The sequence below is a fragment of the Bacillus sp. C30 genome (genome assembly GCF_040838255.1).
GTDB lineage: Bacteria > Bacillota > Bacilli > Bacillales > Bacillaceae_G > Bacillus_A > Bacillus_A mycoides.
The window spans coordinates 1-22,360 of sequence record NZ_JBFPJH010000039.1; the positions used below are offsets into that span (position 1 = coordinate 1).

Below are 22,360 nucleotides of genomic sequence, written 5' to 3' on the forward strand. Positions count from 1 at the left end.
CCCATTTTGTAAGCCCAATGCCTGTGGTAACAATGTTAACAACCTGGTATCCATGCAGGTTACAATCAATAATTTTTTATTTGGAAATTTGGTTGTAGAAAAAGGTTCGTATTCTTGTTTTTGTACAAATGTTTCATTATACGTCAAGATGTTTTCTAGCAATGTCACTTGGTAACGCCTCCCTTATATGTATGATTACATGAACAGGCTGGAATAAAAAAAGCTTGCCAATTTTCTATATTGGTAAGCTTTTGATACGGATTCGGATGTGATCTTATGTTTAGTCTAGAGAGAATAAATTTTGGTGTCAATAACCTAAAACATGAGAAATATATTCTTATATTCTGTATGTTTCATACAAAATCTGAAATTCTTTTTTCTGATTCTTATCTGCGTGTCATGTTAAGGACATAAACAGGAAAAGTAACAAACAGCTCCTTAGGTAAAATAAGTATCATAAAATCACCATTCATCTACGTTGTTTCGATTTCTAATTGTTCTACACAGGGAGACATTTTTTCTGATTCGTAATATGCATAGGTTGAGAAATATAGATAGCACCTTGTATGTCATATGAAATTTATTTATGATGTAACTAAAATATCGTTAATAAAGAATTTAAGTTGCATGCACTTAAGAATATAATGCCTATATATAGTCGATACATGGTGAAACAGAAAAGAATGAAAGGTGAATCTATCATAATGATATATGTTTTACATAAAACTTTGAATTGTTACGAGAGAGACAAAGTGAGAACAATGGATGTTTGTTAGGAACAATCCATTTCATATATTGAGGAGGAAATAGAATGAACAAAACAGTAAAATATGCAATTCGATTTCTAGCTGTACCTTTTGTAACAGGCGCAATTTTGTTTAGTACAGCGGCACCGCAGCATGTACAAGCAGCTAGTGAACCATCTCTACAAACACAAAGAAATGAAGTGGGAACATTAGAAATTACATTGACAGCCATGGAATGGAAATATGATCATAGTGAGCCTGGGGGATTTAAGTATTATCCTGGAAACAATTTAGCAGATGTAGAATTTACAATTTATAATAAAAAAGACAATACAGAGTACGCAAAGAAACGAACAGATAAAAATGGAAAAGTTTCGTTTCAACTCCCTTTGAATCTTTCTTTTTCCTGTAAACAAACATCCGTATATCCAGAAACAAATGGGGGAAGATATGTACCGGAGACAAGAACGTTTTCTGGATCTTTTAAAACAAATGGAGAAACCTATCAGCATACCGTGTATAATATGTTCACATTATATTAAAAAACAAAACCCTTTGAAAAACGATTTCAGTTTTTCAAAGGGTTTTAACGTACTAGCGATTATGTAAATATTTTAGTATGAGTCTATTTATGAGCTCCAAATTTGCTGTACCCATTCAGGATGATCAATAAATGGGTTCCGATTCTGTTGATATTTTGTATAAATAAGCTCATTACGCCTTCGTTCAAAATTATCCACGGGATCCTGTTCATGCCATTGTAATAAGACCGATATTCGTCCCATATAAGGAGACGTATCGTTGTTCACTCTATCATTTAGTTCTAGATCAATTTCTCCATTGTCTCCTTCATACCGAACAGCCATATAAAATAACATTCTAGCAATATCTCCTTTTACATTATCACGAGGTTCCCAAGAGTCACTATCATATTTACATTCTGTTGCTTCTAAATGAGAAGTCCCCCCATTATCAAAATCTAAATTGCCGCGTGAACTGTTTACAGATACATCGGTTGCTCTTATATGATGAAGATCCGTTCCAGGTCCTGGAGAAGTCCCGAAATTACCATGAGATTTTGCCCATACGTGCTCGCGATTCCAGTTATCTACATGAGATCCATTCGTATTTTTCCCCTGTGAGCGCCCTGTGTATAACAGAATAACATTATTTCTATCATTTGGGTCTTCATCTGTATCACGTAGTGCTTCCCATAGAGCATTGTAGGATAGCTTTTTATGATTATCAATACTATTATGAAGTTCTTTCTTTAGCATTACACCGTTTTTTCCAAACGCATTCCGATAATAACTTTCTGTAATTTCCTTTTTATTCGCATTATAAAAAGAATATTCGAACAATTCAAGACGTTCATGTGTTTTACCTATGTTTTCTGCAAATGACTTAGAAGGGGCAAACAATATACAGGACAAGAAGATCAAAATAGCTATTTTTCGGATAATCATAGATAAACCTCTCATTTATATTTGTATTTTTTCAAACATGTTCAATAGAATGTTGCTACTGATAATGGACTGCTCTTTCTTGAAGTTGTTCTAAAAAATCCTTTTGAAACATACACATTCGGATTGCGTTGTGGTACTGGCCGTCTACAAAAAATTCATCCTGTAATTCCCCTTCTATAGAAAAACCAACCTTTTTATAAATATGAATAGCTTTTTCATTGGTTGTGTTTACAACTAAATAAAGCTTGTGCAAATTGAGTACAGAAAAAGCATAATGCATAGCTAAACAGGTGGTCTCCCTTGCATAGCCATTGCCTTGATAGTGGGGATCAATAATAATTTGAAATTCTGCTCGTCTATGAATGTAATCAATCTCTACTAATTCAACTAATCCAATCATAACTGTATTTTTCTCCACAATAAAACGGCGTTCACTTTGATCATGAATATGTTTATCATACAAATCTTGTAATTCAACAAATGCTTCATACGGTTCTTCAAACCAATAAGACATAATATTCGCATTGTTCGTTAGGCTATGTACAAATTTTAAGTCTTCTCGTTCCAATGGCCTTAGCTTAAAATCATTTTTCATTTACAACACTCTTTTCTTATTCTCTCGATTCCAGGATTTTTTTGATACACCTTTTATACAACAGATTTTCATAAGTATAGGATAGTCTCTCTAATTAAAGATAGAATACTCAATGCTGATGACGAATTGTAGCGAATCAAACGTTTGTTTGAAAATAAAGATAAGTAAGTCCGATATAGTTGCTATATAAATATTCCGCTATCAATCCCCTTGACGAGAATTGGGTACTCGCTACATTTTGCAATCTCATCCACGCGGATGTCAATGGACGGATAGAAAGTTTGAAAAAAGATTGAGCGAATTCACTAAATCTTACAAATGACAGCTTACCATAGTTTATATAATAGCATAGTCAACATCCTTCTATTTTTTCTGAGGGGGTCCGCTATTTCACATCTTCAAATACACGCAATGCATCTTTACGGAGTTTGTCTTTTTCAGCATCTGACTTTTTGAAATCGTATTGATATAAAGAGGGATCCGAATCCCTATACATCGGATTCGGGAACACAATAAACTTTTCTACAAATGCTTCGTGCATTTCTTCGACCGATTGATTTCTATCTTGTACAGATTTCTCATCAAATCCCGTAAAATCAGATAAATTATCTCCAAAGGGTACAATCTCTTAACACCTTTTATTGTACAAGCAATATCATATATGGGTATTGAGAAAATCAGTCTTTCAATTCCAGATAGTATACAATGCATGTAATGATTGTTCCACCTATGAGGAAATTCTCCATAATAATTATTGCTACACAAAGTCCCAAAATGCCGATATGCAATATTTTTTCAATCCTCGTTAGAAATGTATTCAGTATCCTTAATTTTGTATTTGCAAATAAATAAGCTGACTAAAAATCCAATAAAAGTTAATATGGCACAAATTAAACTTACGTTATGGTATCCATAGTTAGAATATACAGGGCCCAGAAAAGCAGCTCCTAATGTGACGGCTAAATTTGTAGCTAAAGTATACATTGCTAAAATACGGCCTCTATACTGGGAAGAACATTCACTTAACATGGTACTTAATAGAGTAACGGTTAAGCTTTGGAACATGCCCCATAAAAATAAACAAAATATAAGAGGCAACATAAAATAAGTAGCGTATGGCAGTACGCCTATTAATACTGCCATAACTAGCATGGTCCCCACTAATGAAATTTCTTTACCAATTCGATCGGCATATTTTCCAGAGATACTACTTGTAGCAAATCCTAAACCATAAATGATAATTAAGGTTCCTGCCACTGATTGATCCGATGAAAAAACAGACCGGAGGTAGCTTCCTAAATACGTATACATCCCATAAAACCCTATCATGTTACAAAACGTAATTCCAATGAGTAAAGGAACATTTTGACTCGTAAAAGCTTTATAGTAAGAAGTGAGAAAAGAATCTTTTTGTTTGACATGTAGGGAGGATGGTTTATCAACTCCTATATGACGCAATATATCTATGATGATAAGGATTGACACAAAAACTCCCAACAAACTAAAAAGAGCGAATGTCCACCTCCAGTTTAACCATTGGCCTATAAATGCCCCCATTGGAACTCCTAGGATTAAAGATAATGACCAGCTTGAAACAATGAGACCCATCACCTTACTACGATGTTTATAAGGAATTTGGTCTGCTACAAAAGCATAGGCAGTAGGGACAAAAGCTCCAGCTGCTAATCCACAAAGTGCACGACCGATAAAAAATATCATTAAATGGGGTGCTATGACACATAGAGTTGTACCGAATGTAAAGATTAGTAGTCCAATTAACATATTGATTCGACGTGAAAATCTATCACCAATTGGAGTTAATAAGGTCGCCCCTAAAATAATGGATAAGCCATAAATACTGACGGATAATCCTACTATATCTATAGTCGAATTAAAACTTAGAGATAAATCAGGTAATAGTGGCGAAACAATAAGTTCTTCAGAACCAGCTAAAAAAATACCTAAAACAAGTGCAATAACGGTTAATACAGGAAATGAACTGATATCTTTGGATTGACTTTCTAATTTTTGAAGAGACAAATTTTTAAAACCTCCCTTAATATATGTAAAATGGAATGCATATAGTGTATGTTTTCAGTTTGAATATATACTGAATGTTATTAAAATTCGGTATATTTTTGATGCTCCTCTCCTTTAAAAATTGATTTTTTTACCTAGCTAGATGCACTTTTCTTTGATACTTGAAACGAAGCCCCCCTCCATTGTATAAATTAGAAGCATGAAAAACTTTCCTTTCATTCCATAATAAATTAAAATGTAGTGTATTACCATTTCAATTGAAATTATGTTTTGATGTATATATTTCAGTTGAATATATTTCGGGAGGGATTATATAATATTGAAAAATGATCAAATCAATTTTAAAATTTTAGAATTGTTGGTCAAGGATCCTCGTCTTTCAATGAGGGAGTTAGCCAGAAAAGTTAACTTATCTGCTCCATCTGTAACAGAAAGAATACGAAATATGGAGCATAATGGGATTATTGAGGGGTATACAACTAAAATTAATTACAAAAAATTAGGTTTTTCAATGGAAGCAATCATAAATATAACGATTAAAAGTGGAAATTATGAACGCTTTAAACGATGGATAGAAAATGATACAAGGATTGACTGTTGCTATCGAATTTCTGGAGAATTTTGCTACATGGCGAAGATTACAATTCGCAATCTGGAAGAGATTGAAATATTTATAGATTCTATTTCCGAATGGACGAATACCGTAACCTATGTTGTTCTTTCTGAAATAAGCACTAACCCGAAAATTCTTAGAATATGCAATGAATACTAATCAATTTCAAGGGATTTTTAGGGCTATATAGTATATTGGAGGTCATATAGATGGTAAAAAACAAAGTTGCAGTTGTAATGGGAGGAAGTCAAGGCATAGGAAAAGCTGTGGCAATGTGCTTGGCCCGTGAAGGGTATCAGGTTGTAGTTAATTCTCGAAATCCAGTACATATAGAATTGATTCTGGAAGAATTACATTCCATGTTTCCAGCAAATACATACAGGGGAGTTGTAGGTGATATACATGTAGAAAAAACTCGCAATCAATTGTTTAAAGAAGTCATGGATAGCTATGGCCGCTTGGACGTCTTAATTAATAACGTTCCAGGAGGAAAACCAGATTCATTCTTTCATAGCAATAATGGAGAGATAATAGAAAACTTTTCAAATAAAGCCATAACGTATATAGATTGCATGAGAAAAGCCTTTGATATGATGAAGATCCATCAGCATGGTAGAATTGTAAATATTGTAGGAAATCTGTGGAAAGAACCTAAAGAGAATATGTTTACAAACGGATTGATTAATGCGGCTATTATTAATGCTAGTAAAAATATTTCAACAGCTTTAGCACCCGAAGGGATTACAGTCAATTGTATAAATCCAGGTTTTATAGAGACGAATCGATATACAGGGTATATAAATAGTATGATGGAAAATAAAAATATAAGTGAGGAAAGAGCGACACAAGAGGTATTGAATCATATTCCCATGCATCGAGTCGGATTGCCAAAAGAACTCGCATCCTTAATTATATATTTGGTTTCGGAAGATGCTTCGTATATAACAGGTCAACAAATCTCAGTAGATGGTGGCTCTATACGAAGTATCTAGGTGTATCAAGAGGATAAGTAATCCATAAAAAAGAAGAAGGTAGAAACACTTCTTCTTTTTCTGAATATTCCACATCTAGTTCCAGGGCTTAGGGAATAAAATTATGATTTAGGAATCGAAAACTAAATGTAATGCTTTTATTCTTTTTATAAAAGTATCTAATTTACTGATATCAGCAACCATAGAGATTCTTATGAAATTTGCACCATTTTTTCCGAAAATTTCTCCAGGCGTTACAGCGACATGCGTGTTCTCCAATAAATATTGTGTGAAGCTGTAAGAAGTAAAGTTTTTAGGAATAGGTGCCCATATATAAAAAGAGCCTGTAGGCTTTTTTATATTCCAATTCAATTCATTTTTACATCTGTTTATAAAGTAGTCTATTCTTTTTTGATAAATACTATTTAAATGTTGTAAACATACTTGACTCTCTAACAAAGCTGTCTGCGTTGCTTCCTGAATAGCTCCAAAAAGACTGACAAAAACGTGATCTTGAAATTCGTTAATAGCTTGAATAATATGCTTATTCCCTACCGCAAAAGCTACTCTCCAGCCAGCCATATTATACGATTTAGACATAGTATACAGTTCAATGCCAGAATGACTAGCTCCTGTTGCTTGTAAAAAACTAACTGGTTTATCCCCCGTTAATCCTAACCCTCCATATGCAAAATCGTGAATTACTTTAATATTATGTTTTTCTGCAAAAGCTACAGTTTCCTCAAAAAATTCCAAATTGGCACTAGCCCCTGTTGGATTGCTAGGATAATTTAAATACATGATTTTGGCTTTTTTGCATATCTCCCGGTTTAATTCGTTATAGACCGGAAGATATCCATTGGATTCTTGCAAATTGAAATAATGAGGTGCTGCCTTTGCCATAAGAATACCTGATAAATACTCTGGATAACCAGGATCAGGTATTAATGCGATATCACCTTCCTCTAATAAACATTGACTAATCGTATACAACGCTGCTTTTCCACCATTACATATTGCAATTTCATGATTTGGGTCAAGAGAGACATTATATTCTCTTTTGTAAAATTCACTAATGGCTTCTTTTAAAAAATGATGTCCCCTAAAAGGGGGATATTTATGATGCATGGGATTAAGAGCAGCCTTTCTTAATGATTCTACTATATGGAATGGTGTAGGGAGATCCGGGTTCCCCTGACTTAAATTGATGACATCAATCCCTTGTTCTGTTAACGTCGAAACCCTAGTACTTATCATCAAAAACTCCTGTTTTGGTAGTCGCTTACGCGCATTTGAAGAATGTGTAATTTTCATATTTTAACTCCTATGTTCTCTATTTCTGTAAAATAGCAATGCTAACAACGAAAGAGTGTATATAAACTACTGAGCTGTATATCCACCGTCGACAGTCAAGGCACTTCCCGTAATATAACTAGCATGATCGGATGCAAGGAATGTCATGGTATTGGCAACCTCTTTCGCTGTACCTAAGCGACCTAAAGGACTTAATTTTTCTTTTTGTATTCGTACACTTTCTATATCTTCTTTATGATTTACTGCAAAAGATTTTTGGTTCAGTGGCGTATCAATAATTCCAGGACAAACACAATTTACCCGAATATTATATTTTGCATAATCAACCGCTAATGATTTTGTTAGTTGTAAGACACCGCCTTTACTAGCGTTATATGCAGCAATATTTGGCCATGCAACAAGACCGCTAACGGAACATGTATTAATAATCGCTCCTCTTTTTCTTGTAACCATATACCGTAGAGCATGTTTACTTCCTAAAAATACACCATTTAGATTTATATTCATAAGTCGATTCCAATCAGAAAGATCCATTTCATGAATCGCTCCTCCAATTTCGATTCCAGCATTATTTATAAAAACATGAAGATCTCCAAAGCGCTCTAATGTTGTAGTAATTAATTTCTCACAATCTTTTTCTTTTGTCATATCGGTATGGATAAAGAAAAGGTTGTCATTGTTATGTTTTAAAATAGCTTGATTACCATTCTGTTCATCTATATCCGCAATCACTACTTTCGCACCCAATGTTAAAAAAGCTTTTGCAGTTTCTAATCCTATTCCCGAAGCCCCACCCGTTATAATCACTACTTTCGCCTTTAAATCTTGCATATATGATGCCACCTTCCCTCCAGAGATTCTATCTATGTACCTTATATTTGAAAAAGAAACCCCCATTTTTTTATGCAAACCATATGCCTCTTGTAAATGGAGCTATAATAATTATGCTCAAAATACCCATTATTTTTTAAGTCGATTATATCTTGGTGGTAAAAATATGTTGATAGATTGCGAATCTACGGTCGAATTGTTTATGGCACTATGCGATTCACGAGGGTTACAAAAATAGGAACTTCCAAAACTCATAGAATGAGTCGTATCTTCAATTGTCATATCATACATACCATCTATACAAATGCCAATTTGCTCATTTTTATGTTTATGATTCGGCATTTCACCACCATTTTTAGGAATCGCTGCAATCATTATTTCTATCCAGTTTTCAACAAAAAATGTAACCTCCATACCCGGAAGTAAATCTCTTTTTTTATAGATCTTTAAAAAATATTCTGGAGGAAACGTGTATACTTCATTTTCATCGTAACGTTTTATGTCAATTGCAATTGTTTCTTGATTGGTGCAATTCTTTGCACCATGTAAAGTATTAGGTGGTGCTATATAAGCGGTATCTAAGGGGGACATTTTTCTTTCCACATTATCCACACGCATAAGGAGTTCCCCTGATATCACCATACCTAACTGCACTTCGGGATGCTGATGTAAAGGAACATCTAATCCTGGTGGTACATATGAAATAAGCACTTCGGTATTTCCTCTTTTCGTACAATATTGCCTTACACCATTCTCCCATTTTTTTAATATCGGTTCTGGAAAACATTCATTATAATTTTTTTTATCAGTGCTTATCAATTGAATCCTCTCCTTCCAAATACTGACCAACTCATAGGGATACTTTTAAATGTATACATAAATTTGAGCTGGTTTTGTTCTCTAGCTATTTCATTTGTAATAGCTAAATCATAAACTTTTTCTCTAACTAGCTCAGCTGCCATACTAGTAGAACTTACTTCTTTAAAAACAGCTTCTTTTCCTGTGTAATACTTCAGGAGACTGATAGGAGCTGGATGTGACACGATTGTGTGACTCTCTAATAATTCATCTTCAAAATAAAAACCTGGTCTAACAGCTAGTCCATACATTGGCGTATCACACCTGAATAATTGAAATAATTCTAAATCAGGATGCATATAAAAATTTTTTATGCCCTCATAAGCATGTGGAACGATGGCATACATCATGAGCCCTTCTAAGACTTGATCCATGCATTCTTCAAATGTTGCCATTAAATGTACATAATTGTCTATAGGAACACTCGGAATACAAGTGTGAATGAAAGATTTAGCGGCATATTCACTACTTGTACCACGAGGGCCCAAGGTTGCAACATGAAATACAGAGGATTGTACAGCGGCATTTTTTAAAATGATCAAATTTATCACCACACCATTCTTTTGAAAATATTAAATATTCTGAATAGAATACTAAATATCAATCTTACTATTGTCAACAATTTTAAAATAATACTTAGTTTTTAGAGAAAAAATCTTTATTCATGGTATGTGTAAAAAAGACAGATGCCCTCAAAATTGTCTATCCAAAATTAGATATGGCCAACTTATAATTCCTTCGGTCTCATCGCTTGTATCTAGACTCTGGTAGTGGGCATCTGTTTCTCTTTATATATTTATGGATGAATCCATTGTTGCTATAGGCCTTGTTGAGAAATAAATTAAGGACTTACTATGGAAATAGGACCATTGTACAATACGGTTGTAAGTATTCTATCTATGGGAGTGATGAGCTTGAAACGTGTTATGGGTGTAGTTTCTATCGCTTTATTAACTGGAACAATGATATTTGGTGTATCTAATACGTCAGCGTATGCTGATACTTCTTCACGGCCGTATCAGGTTATAACACCAGGTGAAGGAAATGAAAAAGCTACAATAGTGAGCTTCGATAATAAAATAGAGTTTGAATCTTATGTAAAGGAACATCCAATTGCACCTAATTTTTCGAAAGCATTACAATCATCTTCACAAATTTATTCTACCTTTTATCATGATATCAATTTAAAAGGCGCCCAATTCAATGTAAATGCAGGTAGAAATCCCGTCATCTTAACTAATTTTAATGCGGCTAGTAATGATAAGATCTCTTCCATACGTACACATAAGTTCGGTAATTATACAACAATTTATGAGCATAGTAATGCACAAGGTCGTGCATTGGCGATAGCGAACAATGGTAATTATCTAAATTTAACGGATTATAGTATGGGAGATGGAGAAAGAACATGGAATGATCAAGCTTCGTCTGCTATTGTAAAAGCAAATTAATACAAAAATCATGTATGGTTCCGGTTACGAAGTTACAAAAGTATAGATAGGACGGGACAATGATTCTGTTAACCACAATTCTTTACAGGTGCGAACATCCCAAACTAGTACCGTCCTAAATAGAGATTCCAAATTTCTTTACACAAATTCTACATACAAGAGGAGTACATATCGATGAAAAAAATAACAAAATGGATTTCACTGTTTTCACTCTCTTTTTTTATGATGGCTCATACAGGATCCGCACAAGGATTTGTAAATTTAAACCCTACAGATCGAACTATATTTTCAGAACCTTATTATTTAGATAACTATTCTTATTTTGGATGGGAAGTATCCAATCAAAAAAATAGTCAGTATCCCGTACAATATGAGATTATTAAAGATGGGACAATATTAAAAAGCGGAATGCTTCCAAAAGGTACGAGCATAAATGGGGGATTACCTAAATGGGGGAAAGGGGAATATTTATTGGTTTTAAAATGTAATAAGGGGTATTCAACAGGTTGTTCTGCTACCGGTACGGTTGCGATTGCAATGGAATAAAGCGTATTCCTGTTTATCCATTATATATGTAGAACTTTCTCAATATTTGTCGACGATGATGTGTGGTAAAATAAGTGTGGACATGAAACCCTTTCCGTTGTTCATACAATAAACGCAAAGAAGAAACGCTTTCATAAGGATTGCGTTTTTTCTTTTTGTAGAAAATTTGTTAATCAAAGTGAAATATGCTCGTTATCCCTGTTTCGTACGCAGATCATTCAGTAAGATATTTCTCAACCTATGAAATCTAGTAAATCAGAATCCATTATTGTATGGTTGTATATGCCATATATAACACTTTATTGGAGGGGTTTTACAAGATGAAATTACGAAACAATCAATCTATTTTAATTCCTAGTATTCTTGCTTGTTGTAGTTTTATGATAGCGGCGCCCTGTTCTGCGGCAGCGTTACCGACAGGAGAAAGTATCGTAGATTCTTCCAGACAAGTTACAGCATATCAATACACAGGATCAGAATGGTTAGATATCACACAAGTCTTTCAAAAAAATAATACCGTCTATCTTCGATTAGCTCCAGAAGGGGCAATGGATGCACCAGGACCATTGGTTTTGCCCCAAAAAATGAACGACCTATTCATAAAAAATACAAACAATTTAAAAGGATGGTACATGTATAAATACATGCGATATATAAAATATCCGAATGTACAAGAACTTCGATTTGATTTTTATGATAAAAATCAGCAATATCAAGGAACAGCATCCACGACCTATTGGTTACCTTAAATCCTTTGTCTCTAACATCAAATCGTTTATCGATAAGTAGAACGAGTACTCGCGATGATATTTTAAAATGTACCAAAATACGCAGGGAGATTTACGTATAAAAAAAGCAATATGCAAGGTAGGTGTGATGGGCCTACTTGGAATTTCTATGATTTCTACTTTACTATTTGGTAATATTAGTGCAGCTTCTGCACAAGAACAAGAAACGACGTATGCAACTCAGTATGAATTTACAATGAACAACTTGAATCAATATAATGGTTTGAGAGTAAAAGAAGTGGGAAATCCTACTATCTATTTAATTGATAATGGAACAAAAAGAGGAATTACTAGTCCAGAAGTATATAATCGTTTATTTCGAAATTGGGATAATGTGCATGAACTATTAACATTATCCGGTGTGCCAAACGGCACAGTAATTGATGGTAATATAGGTCTTGTTAAATTTGAAAATAACCCCAAAGTGTACTTGTTAGATAAAAATATCCATGGAAATACTGTCAAGAGATGGATTACTAGTCCTGCGGCAATGGACAAATATAACTTTAGGTGGGACATGCCTATCATGCCAGCATGGATGGAACATACGATTCCAGATGGAACATCTATTCATTCTTAAAAAATCAGGAGATAATTTTTACAAAACCGGGCAAAAAATGCCCGGTTTTTCTGAGGACATAAAGGACGAATACGTGAAAGTAATTATATGTAGGAGGACAAAATCATGCGAAATTTTGTAAAAAAGACCTGGCCATTTGCAGTTGTGGCGTCGTTAGTAGTTACTTCGGTAGCAACCTGGAATGTTACGCGTTCTAGTGAAGTGAATGCAGACGAAAAGAACCGTAATACGAAGATTAAAAATGTGATTGTATTAATTGGAGATGGTATGGGGCCTTCTTATATGACAGCACACCGCTATATGAAAGATAATCCTAAAACGTTTGAAATGGAATCTACTGCATTTGATACATACCTTGTAGGCACACAAAAGACTTATTCAGAAGATGAACATGAAAACATTACAGATTCTGCATCAGCCGCGACTGCAATGGCGTCGGGTGTGAAGACATATAATGCGGCAATCTCAGTTGATAATGATAAAACGGCAGTGAAAACAGTTCTTGAGCAAGCAAAAGAACACGGGAAATCAACAGGACTAGTCGCAACTGCTCCAATTACCCATGCGACACCAGCTGCTTTTGGGGCGCATGATATTCATCGCGACAATATGGATGCCATAGCAAATGATTATTTTGATGAAAAAGTGCAAGGGAAGCATAAAGTGGATGTTATGCTCGGCGGTGGCATGAAACACTTTGTAAGAGGAGATCGTAATCTGACAGAGGAGTTTAAACAGTCTGGTTATAGTTATGTAACTAATCGAGAGCAACTATTACAGGATAAAAATGACCAAATCCTTGGTTTATTTGCACCCAGTGGATTAGATAAAATGATTGATCGTGATGATAATACGCCGTCATTAGAAGAAATGACACAGGCAGCCATTGAACGTTTGAATAAAAATAAAAATGGGTTCTTCTTAATGGTGGAAGGTAGCCAAATTGACTGGGCTGGACATGATAATGATATTGTCGGTGCCATGAGTGAGATGGAAGACTTTGAAAGAGCATTTAAAGCGGTAATTGAGTTTGCGAAAAAAGATAAGCAGACACTAGTGGTTGCAACTGCAGACCACTCTACTGGTGGTTTATCTGTGGGGGCAAATGATGCGTATAATTTTAAAGTGGAACCAATTAAAGCCGCAAAACGTACACCTGATTTTATGGCCAATGAGATTATAAAAGGCGCAAGTGTAGAAGAGACCTTGAACACGTATATTGATTTACCATTAACACCCGAAGAAATAAAGACTGTAAAGGATGTCGCGCCATCAAAGGATGTGACCAAGATTGATAATGCCATTGAATCCATGTTCAACAAGCGTTCCGTCACAGGTTGGACGACAGGTGGACATACAGGTGAAGATGTGAATGTATATGCATTTGGGCCAGGTAAGTATGTATTCTTCGGTGTTCAAGAAAATACAAATATAGCAAAACGTATCTTTGCTATTGTCGGTGGTAGTGATCCAAATAAAGAGAGACAATAACCAAGAACAAGGGGAACTTAGACTCTCTTTTTTTAAAAAAAGATGGTATTACTTCGTGGTCTATAGTAAACATTTTATGATTAAGCCAATGAAATCATCATTGTATTCAATCTTTAGGCCTCTTCGAAAATTAAAACCGGATGGTAATTAATTGTGAAAAACCCTAAAAAATTCTCGGGAAAATGCCACTGACCAGAGAAGAACACAGGCAAAATCAGGTACTGTTCATCAAATGCATCTTACTTATGGAATGTATAACTGTGAATTTTGATACTGAACGATTAATTTTCGAAGAGGTCTTTTATGAAATATCTAAATATTCTTATGTTATTTTGGAGGAAAAATATGAAACAATTTGTAAAAGCAATAAAATCTCAAGTGGTAAATAACGTTCCATCCCCTCTCACAGAAAATCAAAAAGTATTATGGATTGCACATGAAATGGATAACAAAACAGGCTTATATCATGAACCGGTTTCTATTCAGATAAAAGGAGTTTTAGACATTCATCGATTGCAAAAAGCTTTACAGTATATCGTCAATCAGCACGTGGCCTTACAGATGAATATTATCGCTACACCAAAAGGTCCTAAGCAAATCATAAAAGAAGACATACAGGTAAAAATGATATGTTACGATTGGTGTGCGTATCGAGATGAAGAGAAAAGTCTGATGTTAGACCATGAATTACGAGAAGTGCTTCATGCACCGTTTGATTTTGCATCAAATACTTTATTTCGCTTTCAATTGTTCAAGTTAAAACAAAAGGAACACTTGCTCCATATGGTGTTTCATCATATTATGTTTGATGGATGGAGCTTAGGTTTATTTTTACAAAACTTAGAAGAAGCGTATGCTTCTAACGTAATAGATGAAGAAAAACCGCTTTCAACTATCGATGTATATCAAAATTTATTACATAAACAGCAGAATTACATTGGAACAGATTCTTATTTTAAATCTGAGACATATTGGTCTGAAAAATTAGAAGGACCTTTGTCTTGGAGTGAATTTCCTTCGAGCATGCCCAAACCTTTGAAAGGTTCGTATAAGGAAGGAGCTTATCAAACAATACTTGATTTTAATCTCAATGGTGCCGTTCATGATTTCTTCAAAAAATATTCTATCAGTAAGTATCGCGCATTACTGAGTATATATATTGTTTTATTACATCAAATGACAAATCAAACTGATTTGATAGTAGGAATGCCAATTAATATGAGAGAGCGTAATACCCAAGAACAAGACGTATTTGGCTATTTTGTAAATACAGTTCCCATTCGTGTAAAATTTTCACCGGAAAATACATTTCTAGAACTTGTTCAAAAAATTAATGTTTTGGTACAAGAAGCGCTTGTACATAAGGAATATCCTATTCAACATGTGATGAATCAATTAAGTAGGATGGAAGAACAAATAAGTTCAAATTTGTATCCAACTGTATTTAATATGGTGAATTTACCTTCATTTCACATGAAGGGGTTAGAAACAAAAGTGATTACTCATCAAAAAAGAGTAGGCGTATTTGATATGGTATGGCGAATGATGCAAACAGAAGAGAATCAGTTACATCTTGAGCTGGACTATAATGCGGCGTTATATACTGAAAAAGATGTTCAAACATTTGTAGAAAGGTTTCAACATCTTATGCAGACGCTCATAATAAATCATACTATACCTTTGCAAGATATAGATTTACTGTTACCGCAAGATTATGCACTTTACCAAAAAAATGCTGGAAGTCCTGTAAATTATAATGTCTCGGAAACATTAGATAAGCTTATTGATGAACGAGCAAATGAAAACCCTTCTGGTATTGCAATGACAATGGGAAAACAAAGTCTTACCTATCAAGAATTGCAGATGCAGTCCAATAGAGTAGCAGAAGCTTTATTGCAAAAAGGACTACAGAAGCAAGAGCGTGTAAGTATCCTCATGCATCGAAGTATTGATGCTATTGTTTCCATGATAGGCGTGTTAAAAGCAGGGGGTACTTATGTACCAATCGACCCGGAGTTCCCAATAGATCGTATACATTTCATTTTACAAGACAGTGGATCGACACATATCATTACGAATCAAAAGACGAATCTGCCACACATTTCATCTAATACGTCTATTATCATGTATGAAACGCTCTCTAAACAAATAGTAACGGAACAACTACAGAGTAAACACGCCACATATGATGCGGCATATATTATTTATACTTCTGGTTCAACAGGTAATCCAAAAGGAGTGTTGATTTCACATCAAAGTGTCCTGCAATTTATCCATTCGTTACAAGGAGAGTATGGTTTTCAAGAACAACAGGTACATCTGCAATTTGCTTCTTTTATATTCGATGCATCCGTATGGGAAATCTATGGTAGTTTATTAACGGGTGGGAGATTACATCTATTATCAGATATAGAAAGGAAATCGATTGATCATTTTATAGAAATCATACATGAGCAGAAAATCCATTACTGTCTATTACCAACTGTATTTTTTCATACATTAACCGAAGCATCTGCCCAGCAGTTAGAACTGTTAGCATCATTACAATATGTATTTGTGGGAGGAGAAACGCTTTTACCGGAAATGGTTCGAAACTGGCAAGCAAAGGTAGGTTTAGACATTCCAGTTGTGAATGCCTATGGTCCGACAGAAATAACGGTGTGCGCGACTACATATCCAGTCACACAACCATTACATGCTAAACAAACACATATACCTATCGGAAAACCGTTATCTCATACAAATATCTATGTATTAAATAAAGATGGAAAACGTTGTCCCCCTTATGTACCAGGTGAAATTTATATTGGTGGAAATAGCCTAGCAACAAAGTACATTAATCAGCCTGAAAAAACAAAAGAAACATTTATACAAATCCATATTCCAAATGCATCTGAAACAAAGGTATATAAAAGTGGAGACCAGGGACGTTTCACATATGATGGCCAAATTGAATTTTTAGGACGCATTGATAAACAAGTGAAAATAAGAGGATATCGGATTGAACTAGAAGAAATTGAAGAACGTTTGTTACAACATCCATCTATTCAGCAGGTAGTTGTTACGGTATACCAAAATGAGAATGAGCCTCAAAAGTTAATTGTTTTTTATAAGGAACTAGAAAATAGTAATATAAATACAATAGATTTACGAGAGTTTCTTTCAAAGACATTACCTAATTTTATGATACCAGATGCTATACAACCTGTAGATAGTTTCCCTGTAACACCTAGTGGGAAAATAGACCAGAAAGCTTTACTAGCAGTATACCATGTTAAATTGGTAAATCAGGATAAAATATTTGTTCCCCCTCATACAGATATAGAAAAACAATTGCAACAAATTTGGGGAGATGTATTACAAAAAAAGACTAAAACGATTAGTATTGAGGATGATTTTTTCACAATAGGTGGTCATTCATTACTAACAGTACAACTAATAAATCGGATTGAGACACAATTACATGTAAAAATTACTTTTAAAGATCTATACAAATACCGAACCATTCATACATGTTCTGCTTATATAGACAAATTAAGACCCATAGAACATAAGAATCCAGTTATGAGAGTGCCGGAGCAAGAAAGCTATCCCTTATCTCATGCACAACAACGACTCTGGTTTTTATATAAAAAGCACCCAGAATATCGTATGTATGATATCCCAATTCAAGTGCACATACAACCCGGAATACAAGCAACCTTATTGAAACAAGCCTTAGAAGAAATGATGAGAAGGCATGATATCTTTCGAACTAGATTTATAGAAAAAGACGGAGAGCCGATGCAGTGCGTGCAAGAAGAGATGGATCTGATCGTTCATGAAGTCGATATACAACCTATTGAAAAAGAACAACAAGAGGCGTATCGTTTAGCATCTATACAAAAAATCGATCATACCTCATTTGATTTAGAACAAGGACCTCTATTCCGAACCATGTTATTTACAGAGAACAGGAATTGTTCCTGGTTATATATCAATTTCCACCACATTATTATGGATGAATGGAGCTTACAACGATTTTTACAAGAGGTATTTGTTATCTATGAGGAGTTATCTGAGCATGGGGTGATTTCTTTTGTCCAGCCAGCTATTAGATATATTGATTACGTCGCATGGCAAAACAAACAGCTCGCTGCAGGTACATGGGAACAGGAAAAAAGATATTGGAAACAGGAATTACAAGATGCACCACCCTCTTTAGTTTTACCATTTGATAGAGTTCGTCCTAGTATAGCGTCACATCGCGGTGATATATTCTCTACGAAACTAAATAAGACAGATGTATCAGGATTGAAACATCTGGCACAACAAGAGCAAATATCTTTATATATGTTGTTATTCTCTGCTTATATTCATTTTTTACAACAAGTATCAGGGCAACAGGACCTTGTAGTGGGAACACCTGTAACAGGAAGGCAACATGAGGCATTTGAAGATATCCAAGGATTTTTTGTCAACACTGTGGCCATTCGTGTACATACAGCAAGTGCTTCTACTATGGAAGCATTGTGTAAAAAAGTAAAAGAAAAATGTTTGTTGGCTTTTCAGTATCAAAGCTATCCATTTGACCGAATCATTCAAGATGTAAATCCCGAACGAGGAAAACATGTGAATCCTATTTTTTCAACCATGTTTAGTTATCAACAAGATGCTATACAACAACAACCTCCTTATTGTTACCAGATACATCCTGTGAATACAAATATAAGTAAATTCGATTTATCTTTGGCATGTGAAGAAATAGATGGTGAAATAAATCTGCATTTTGAGTATGCTACAGATTTATTTGAAAGAGAAACTATTTCACGATTTATGAAACAATTCGTTCGTACATTGCAAGTATTACAAATAGACTTTACAACATCTTTTGGGCAATTAGATATGTTACCTAAAACAGACCATGCTTTGTATCAACAATTGAATGATACCGATTTACCCTTGCCTTCTTACCATTCTATACAAGAACGTTTTTATAAACAGGTGCATGCAAGGCCCGAAGCTGTTGCCATTGCTATGGAAGATAGGGTATATACGTATTATGAGATTAATCAGCGTTCCAATCAAGTTGCCCATGGTCTGATAGACCTTGGGGTACAAAAAGGTGATAGAGTATCGATTTTCTTGCATCGAAGTGTAGAAAGTATTATAGCTATGCTAGGAATTTTAAAAGCAGGTGCTACTTATGTACCAATTGATGTGAAATATCCGCTTGAACGTATACAGTATATTTTACAAGACAGTAAAACAACTGTGACTATAACCAAAATGGAGCTGCAGGAGGAACTAGCATTTTATCCAGGACATATCGTTTCGATTGAAAATTTATTCAAGTCGTCTATGGTTCAAGATATTCTAAACCCGAATATAGCAGAAGATACAGCTTATATGATTTATACATCCGGATCAACGGGAAAACCAAAAGGAACACTATTAAGGCATAAGGGTGTACTGAATCTAGTTGAATGGCGCTCTCGCACTTTTCAGGTAACAGAGAAAGATGTATTTTCACAGTTTTATTCACATAGTTTCGATTCATCTGTTTCAGAAATCTTTTCTGCTTTATTAACGGGAGCGAGATTACATCTACTCAATGAGGAACAACGTTTCTCAATACAAGCATATTGTCAGGCTATTTCTACCTACCGTATTACCATTTCAGATGTAGCAACAGCCTTTTTTAAACAGCTCGCAACCGAGTTGTCCGCTGTACAATTACAACAGCTGCAACCATTACGTGTACTGAGTATGGGAGGAGAAGCTGCGTCTGCGGAATCTATTCGAAACTGGCAATCTAAGCTTAATGATAAGGTATTGCTTGTCAACGAATATGGTCCTACAGAAACAACCGTGAGTTCTTTGTATTATCTAATTTCCAAACATGCATCCAGTGATATGATTCATGTACCAATTGGAAAACCAATTGCTAATACAAAAATTTATATTTTAAATGAAAATATGCAACTGTGTCCTACAGGGGTAATCGGAGAATTGTACATCGAAAGTGTGGGAACCGCCATTGGGTACAATAATCAACCCGAACGTACGAAACAAGCTTTTGTATCGAATCCTTTTTCTACAGATCCATCTGCTCGTTTATATCAAACCGGCGATCTGGTACGTCTATCGCAAGAAGGCTATGTGGAATATATGGGCCGCCGAGATCGTCAAGTGAAATTGAGAGGATATCGGATTGAGTTAGGTGAAATTGAAGACTGCCTGATAAAAGAACCACGAATTCAACAAGCTGTTGTACTATTACAGGAAGAAAAACAGGAATTGCATGCTTACTTTACAATTGCTGACACAGTAACTATAGATATAGAAGAGATGTATAACCATACATCAAGTCTTCTTCCTGAATACATGGTGCCGAAAGGATATGTATGTGTAAAGGAAATTCCTATTACACCAAATGGAAAAATCGACGTAGTAAAGCTTACGAAACAATATCCTGTACATTATCGAAAACAAAAAAACTATTTACGCCCGATTACAGAGACACAAACCATACTAGCAAATGTATGGGAGGAAATATTAGGGGTACAACATATCGGATTACAAGATGACTTTTTTGCATTAGGTGGCCATTCTTTAAAAATTATGCCGACTTTAGTCAAACTCAAGCCATATTTTACAACTTTGCATATACAAGATTTTTTCCAGTATCGGACAATCGAAAAATTAGCAGAGAAAATAGAAAAGGATAGACAACATAGGACGATAGAGGCCAATACAAATGAACAGAGTAGCAATGAAAATTATGGCATGCAGCAACCAAAAGCAATTCGTAAACAGCCTATTCCTTTACAGATTTCGAAACAATATTCGCGCTGTGTTTTATTAACTGGGGTAACAGGATTTTTAGGTGCCCATATTTTACACCAGTTATTATGTTTACCACATACAACGGTATATTGTTTAGCTCGTTCACAACATGCCGGATCAGTTGAACAGAGAGTCATGGAAAAGATGCAATTTTACTTTGATGAAACGGCGCTAGAACAAATGAAACATCGTGTACAGGTGATAGAGGGCAATTTAATTGAAAAACATGTGGGTCTGACAGCAGAAATGCAAAAGACATTAATTCGTAATATCGATACCATTATCCATTGTGGTGGAGATGTTCGACATTATGGAGATAGAGAACATTTTCAAAAGGTCAATGTAGAATCTACTCGCTATTTATTACAAATGAGTAAAAAGGCTGGAGCGCATTTTCATTATATTTCTACTGTCAGTATTTCGGGATATCGTACAGGTGATCCTGCCGAATTCGTGTTTTCAGAGCAAGATTTTGACCGAGGACAACAAGTAGAAAATGTATACGTAGAAAGCAAATTTTTTGCCGAAAAATTAGTTAGAAAAGCGATGAGAGAAGGCGTATCAGCAACCGTATATCGAGTAGGGAATTTAGTAGGTCGTACACAAGATGGAAAATTCCAACAAAATATAGAGGGCAATGCATTTTATCGTTTGATAAAAGCTCTTTTACTATTACAAAAAGCGCCAGACTTTTCAACCTACATTGATTTGGTACCTGTCGATTTTGGAAGTAAAGCAATTGTACAATTGGCATGCATAGAACAAAGTAAAGGAGAAACGTTCCATATTTGTAATCCTATTCAATTAGAGTGGAAACAGTTCATCTCACACTTACAAAAGACGGGTTATTTGATTGACGTAGTCAAAGGAACTGAATTTATGAATCTATTTACAAATCATACGCTAAGGGAAGAACAAATGCATGCGTTAGAAATGTTGATACCTGTATTAGAAGAAACGGATAAAAATATAGCAGCTATCATAACTTGTCAGCATACAGAACAATTTTTAAAAGCATTGGATATAACATGTGAACATCCGAATCAAGAATGGATTTCCAAATTAATTTCTTATGGTGAAATGATGGGATTTTTTCCGAAAAAAGTTTGTCACTACTTACCCATTAATAGATAAAAAACTTGTTTGGCTTTTGAACAAAATGATTTGTTGAACGATATTTTTTGTTCGTAAAGGAGCACCTTTCAGGGAGGTTCTATACCAACTCTGAAATATGTATTGCAT

At 34.7% G+C, this 22,360-nt stretch carries 15 protein-coding genes and 3 pseudogenes; 9 read left to right on the top strand and 9 right to left on the bottom strand.

The genetic code is table 11. The features are described from left to right. Nucleotides 1-168 (bottom strand): annotated as a pseudogene (locus AB3X49_RS07035) (carbonic anhydrase); the annotation flags it as partial. 643 nt (nucleotides 169-811) lie between these two features. Here AB3X49_RS07035 and AB3X49_RS07040 point away from each other — a divergent pair. Next, nucleotides 812-1,288, top strand: coding sequence for a SpaA isopeptide-forming pilin-related protein (locus tag AB3X49_RS07040; RefSeq protein WP_367961184.1), 477 nt, complete (start codon nucleotides 812-814; stop codon nucleotides 1,286-1,288). An 87-nt stretch (nucleotides 1,289-1,375) separates the two neighbouring features. On the opposite strand, the pseudogene AB3X49_RS07045 reads toward AB3X49_RS07040, so the two are convergent. From AB3X49_RS07045 to AB3X49_RS07060, 4 genes and pseudogenes are all read right to left on the bottom strand, one after another. Next, nucleotides 1,376-2,056: pseudogene (locus AB3X49_RS07045) on the bottom strand (endonuclease I family protein); the annotation flags it as partial. A gap of 211 nt (nucleotides 2,057-2,267) precedes the next feature. Continuing rightward, nucleotides 2,268-2,807: a spermidine N1-acetyltransferase gene (speG, locus tag AB3X49_RS07050; protein ID WP_367961188.1), complete on the bottom strand. Its 540-nt coding sequence runs from the start codon at nucleotides 2,805-2,807 to the stop codon at nucleotides 2,268-2,270. Nucleotides 2,808-3,192: 385 nt separating this feature from the next. Beyond that, nucleotides 3,193-3,423, bottom strand: a pseudogene (locus AB3X49_RS07055) (5'-nucleotidase, lipoprotein e(P4) family); the annotation flags it as partial. Between the two features lie 179 nt (nucleotides 3,424-3,602). Continuing rightward, complete coding sequence (locus AB3X49_RS07060) at nucleotides 3,603-4,847, bottom strand: MFS transporter (protein ID WP_367961190.1); 1,245 nt, start codon at nucleotides 4,845-4,847, stop codon at nucleotides 3,603-3,605. A 319-nt stretch (nucleotides 4,848-5,166) separates the two neighbouring features. Between AB3X49_RS07060 and AB3X49_RS07065 the strand changes: the two genes are divergently transcribed. Then, nucleotides 5,167-5,619, top strand: coding sequence for an Lrp/AsnC family transcriptional regulator (locus AB3X49_RS07065; RefSeq protein ID WP_367961192.1), 453 nt, complete (start codon nucleotides 5,167-5,169; stop codon nucleotides 5,617-5,619). Nucleotides 5,620-5,669: 50 nt separating this feature from the next. Continuing rightward, nucleotides 5,670-6,452 carry an SDR family oxidoreductase gene (locus AB3X49_RS07070; protein WP_367961194.1) on the top strand — a complete coding sequence of 261 codons (783 nt, stop codon included), beginning with the start codon at nucleotides 5,670-5,672 and terminating at the stop codon, nucleotides 6,450-6,452. A 108-nt stretch (nucleotides 6,453-6,560) separates the two neighbouring features. On the opposite strand, the gene AB3X49_RS07075 is transcribed toward AB3X49_RS07070, so the two are convergent. The 4 genes from AB3X49_RS07075 to AB3X49_RS07090 form a co-directional block, all read right to left on the bottom strand. Then, complete coding sequence (locus AB3X49_RS07075) at nucleotides 6,561-7,745, bottom strand: aminotransferase class I/II-fold pyridoxal phosphate-dependent enzyme (RefSeq protein WP_367961196.1); 1,185 nt, start codon at nucleotides 7,743-7,745, stop codon at nucleotides 6,561-6,563. Between the two features lie 66 nt (nucleotides 7,746-7,811). Beyond that, nucleotides 7,812-8,576 (bottom strand): glucose 1-dehydrogenase, encoded by a 765-nt coding sequence (locus AB3X49_RS07080; RefSeq protein WP_367961198.1) that lies wholly within the window; start codon nucleotides 8,574-8,576, stop codon nucleotides 7,812-7,814. 129 nt (nucleotides 8,577-8,705) lie between these two features. Next, nucleotides 8,706-9,392 carry a cupin domain-containing protein gene (locus AB3X49_RS07085; RefSeq protein ID WP_367961214.1) on the bottom strand — a complete coding sequence of 229 codons (687 nt, stop codon included), beginning with the start codon at nucleotides 9,390-9,392 and terminating at the stop codon, nucleotides 8,706-8,708. Further along, the gene (locus tag AB3X49_RS07090) at nucleotides 9,392-9,976 is read right to left on the bottom strand and encodes a type 2 periplasmic-binding domain-containing protein (RefSeq protein ID WP_367961200.1); all 585 of its coding nucleotides are present in this window, start codon (nucleotides 9,974-9,976) and stop codon (nucleotides 9,392-9,394) included. The genes AB3X49_RS07085 and AB3X49_RS07090 overlap by 1 nt, the downstream gene beginning before the upstream one ends. Nucleotides 9,977-10,342: 366 nt before the next feature. On the opposite strand from AB3X49_RS07090, the gene AB3X49_RS07095 reads away from it, so the two are divergent. The 6 genes from AB3X49_RS07095 (at nucleotide 10,343) to AB3X49_RS07120 (ending at nucleotide 22,252) form a co-directional block, all read left to right on the top strand. Next, entirely contained in the window at nucleotides 10,343-10,885 is a 543-nt protein-coding gene (locus AB3X49_RS07095) for a hypothetical protein (RefSeq protein WP_483298768.1), read from the top strand. 174 nt (nucleotides 10,886-11,059) lie between these two features. Then, nucleotides 11,060-11,431: a hypothetical protein gene (locus AB3X49_RS07100; RefSeq protein WP_367961204.1), complete on the top strand. Its 372-nt coding sequence runs from the start codon at nucleotides 11,060-11,062 to the stop codon at nucleotides 11,429-11,431. Nucleotides 11,432-11,751: 320 nt separating this feature from the next. Then, the gene (locus tag AB3X49_RS07105; RefSeq protein WP_367961206.1) at nucleotides 11,752-12,180 is read left to right on the top strand and encodes a hypothetical protein; all 429 of its coding nucleotides are present in this window, start codon (nucleotides 11,752-11,754) and stop codon (nucleotides 12,178-12,180) included. 67 nt (nucleotides 12,181-12,247) lie between these two features. Next, nucleotides 12,248-12,799, top strand: a complete 552-nt coding sequence (locus tag AB3X49_RS07110) for a hypothetical protein (RefSeq protein WP_367961208.1) — start codon at nucleotides 12,248-12,250, stop codon at nucleotides 12,797-12,799. A 105-nt stretch (nucleotides 12,800-12,904) separates the two neighbouring features. Beyond that, the gene (locus tag AB3X49_RS07115) at nucleotides 12,905-14,290 is read left to right on the top strand and encodes an alkaline phosphatase (protein WP_367961210.1); all 1,386 of its coding nucleotides are present in this window, start codon (nucleotides 12,905-12,907) and stop codon (nucleotides 14,288-14,290) included. A 345-nt stretch (nucleotides 14,291-14,635) separates the two neighbouring features. Further along, the gene (locus AB3X49_RS07120) at nucleotides 14,636-22,252 is read left to right on the top strand and encodes a non-ribosomal peptide synthetase (RefSeq protein WP_367961212.1); all 7,617 of its coding nucleotides are present in this window, start codon (nucleotides 14,636-14,638) and stop codon (nucleotides 22,250-22,252) included. Nucleotides 22,253-22,360: the final 108 nt, after the last annotated feature.